Source organism: Aporhodopirellula sallentina SM41 (assembly GCF_000346505.1).
Taxonomy (GTDB): Bacteria; Planctomycetota; Planctomycetia; order Pirellulales; family Pirellulaceae; genus Rhodopirellula; species Rhodopirellula sallentina.
Window position 1 is genome coordinate 1 of sequence record NZ_ANOH01000459.1, and the last position, 2,902, is coordinate 2,902.

The following is a 2,902-nucleotide window of genomic DNA, read 5'->3' on the forward strand; positions in this document are numbered from 1 at the left end:
CGTCAAACGCCGTAACAGTCCATTTTTTCAGATCCACCACAACCAGGGCAATTGCCCGGTGATATACCGACCGAAAAGTACCTTCTCCATGTAGTCATCGTCCCAGCCAGCGGTGAGCGGCTTGTTTTTGATTCCACACTTGGCCGACTTCTCTTGCTTGAGCAGCCTGAGAGCTGTTCGAGTTCCAATCTCTGCGCCTCTGCATTTGAGATCCCTCCCCCCAAAAAAACAGACAGTTGGTGGCACCATCTGCAACGCAAAAGACGAGGCATCCTGCAAAGCGAAACGCAGAGTCGCAGAGAGCGCAGGGTGTTGCTGTAAAGGACAATCCAAAGCTCCGCGTCTTTGCGTCGAAACACCCCCGATAGCGCAGATGGTGGGAGCACGAACGACTGTGCCATTCGTGAGTGGCACCAACGTGCCCGATCGTCGTTGGCTCACATCGATCCATCTGTCGACTTGGGAAGGAGATATCGAAACGCGTTGGCGCAGTGCGTTTTACACGAATTAATGGCTTCGGCTATCGCAGCAGTGCGACTTCGACTTCGAGTCCTGGACCGAATCCAAGTGTGAGCCATGGACGTGGCACACCCTGCCGGTGAAACTCCGCCAAGATGACGCCCAAAGTGGCGGACGACATGTTGCCGTGTTCTCGGAGCACACGCCTCGACGTTTCGAGTGCTGTTCCATCCAGATGAAGCGCGGTTTCGACGGCGTGTAAGATTCGAACGCCTCCCGGATGCACCGCCCAACCTCCGATCGAATCAATCGATTCCCCGTGCGATCGCAGCCAGCCGTCAAGAAAGCCCGGCAGATAGCGTTCGACAAATCCGGGGACCGTGGCCGCGAGTGTCATTTGAAAGCCATGATCACCGATCGTCCACGTCATCGCATCTCGGCTGTCGGGGATCAGATACGAACCGGTTGCCTCGATCACACCGAGGGATTGCGAATCAGCAGCAGACGACTGTTGTGATCCAGCAACAATCATTGCGGCGGCACCATCGGCAAACAGTGCTCCCGATACGATTCGCTGCACATCGTATCCGTACTGATAGTGCAACGAACAAAGCTCGACACAGCAAATCAGAACGCAGGCTTCCGGGTCGGCAGCGACCAGACCGCGTGCCGTTCGCATCGCGTTGATCAATGCGTGACACCCCATGAATCCGATTTGGATTCGCTGCGTTGTTGGGGCCAAACCGAGTTGCTCGATCAACTCAATGTCCACTCCGGGAGAGTTGAACCCGGTGCAAGTTACGATGACCAGGTGCGTGATCTGGTCAGCCGTATTACCACTTTGAAGGATTGCTTCGCCGGCTGCCTGACATGCCAACGGAGGCGCCTCTCGGGCAAAGCGACTGTTGCGATCGAGAGTCGTTGGGCCTTGGGGTTCCGCCGTCATCGGTGGATAGAACGACTGCGTGATCGCTCCAGTGTCGGGCTGTTCGAGCAACACACTGCCACGTGTATCCACCCCGGTCCGCCGGTACAGCTTGGCAACCTTTTCGGCTTCCCCGTCGTCGCGACATGACATCCGCTGCGCGTAATAAGTCGACATCTCCATACTCGCTAGATGCGGTGGAAAAGCCGATGCAACGGAAAGGATTCGCGCCATGATGTTTCGCTGATTCGTATGCAGTTGGGAGAACGTTAGAAAGTTTTTTCAAAGTCGACGAAAAAGTTCAGAGGACACCCTTCACACCGGTGCCGGATCTTTTCGGTGTTAGTTTTTTCACTGTGTTGAGTTCGAACGTGGGGTTGATTCGAACGCGGGACCGCAGGCGAGCCCTCGCGTGATCGGTTTCGCAATCCATGGGGCATGACGCAGCGACGATCGCGTCACCCGACGCATCACCTCGGACCGCATCGCCCAGGTGATTCCCCCGCAAAGTCTGCGCCGCTTCGGTTGGAGAGTCTTCAGGGCGTGAGTCCACTCAAGGGCGAAATGATCGGGATCGGATCGCTGGTTCCACAAATCGGCCACCGCGATTCCGCTTTCGATTCCCCACGTCATCCCCTCACCGGTCATCGGTTCCACGTATCCGGCACTATCGCCTATCGCAACGACTCGGCCGTCGCCTGGAACTCGTCGACGGCGCAGAGGCGGAGCGGTCATTAGCGTCGCCCGTTCATTCAACCACAGCTCGAGGCTTTCCAGCCCCGCATCACCGCCCCCTTGGTCGGAACTCATCAACGGATGACTACTCAGCAAATCGGCGAGACGATCGACTAGAGATTGGTTCCGATTCTGTTTCAACGCTCCTCGATCCGACGCATCGCGTCGTTGCCGCTGTGATCGCAGTGCCGCGGCGATGTCGATCACTCCGTTGGGCAAGCGAACCAGTCCCACATATCCGTCGTCTCCACAAACCATGTGAATCTCACCGGAAGCAAGCCTCAACCTTTTCGCGAGAGGATCGTCTGGTCGAAGGTGGGCAGCAATCCCGAGCGGTCCGTGGGGCGGATCAATCCAAGGCAACGTCCAACGTCGCGTTTGCAATGAGTCCTCTTCCTGATCGTCGGATGATTTGGTCGCAGAGAAAACGCCCGTCAGCCCCGTAGCCAACACAACCAAATCGAATTCGTCGGTAAGATGCCACTCGTTGTCCGTCTCCGAACACCCGAGGCGATGTTCCACGCGAGTTGACTCAAGCGCAGTCGATGGTTCTTCTTTGAGAGCACGTTCACCATTGGATCGATGCCGATGACGCAGGAACACCGACCGCGTCGACGATCGAATCACTTGCACTTCGCACGGTTGCCAAACACGAACACCGAGCCGCTGGGCACGCTCCACCAAAAAAGATCGAGTGTCGATCGCGAGATCGCAACGCCCGGGGTGATCGGCAGCCGGACAGGCAGTGCGTTGGCATCCTCCGCCTCACGGTCCGGCGTGGCC

The 2,902-nt window shown here is 57.3% G+C and carries 2 protein-coding genes; both read right to left on the bottom strand.

Annotated features, from left to right (window positions below; translation table 11 throughout):
• Positions 1-520 precede the first annotated feature (520 nt).
• On the bottom strand, positions 521-1,618 hold the full coding sequence (locus RSSM_RS29930; protein ID WP_081613931.1) for a type III polyketide synthase: 1,098 nt from the start codon (positions 1,616-1,618) through the stop codon (positions 521-523).
• Between the two features lie 117 nt (positions 1,619-1,735).
• Positions 1,736-2,746: an NAD binding site gene (locus RSSM_RS29935; RefSeq protein WP_144060231.1), complete on the bottom strand. Its 1,011-nt coding sequence runs from the start codon at positions 2,744-2,746 to the stop codon at positions 1,736-1,738.
• Positions 2,747-2,902: the final 156 nt, after the last annotated feature.

What these genes read in the sequence shown, in the direction of transcription:
- RSSM_RS29930 (WP_081613931.1), bottom strand. Translation starts at nt 1,618, where the DNA reads ATGGCGCGAATCCTTTCCGTTGCATCGGCTTTTCCACCGCATCTAGCG.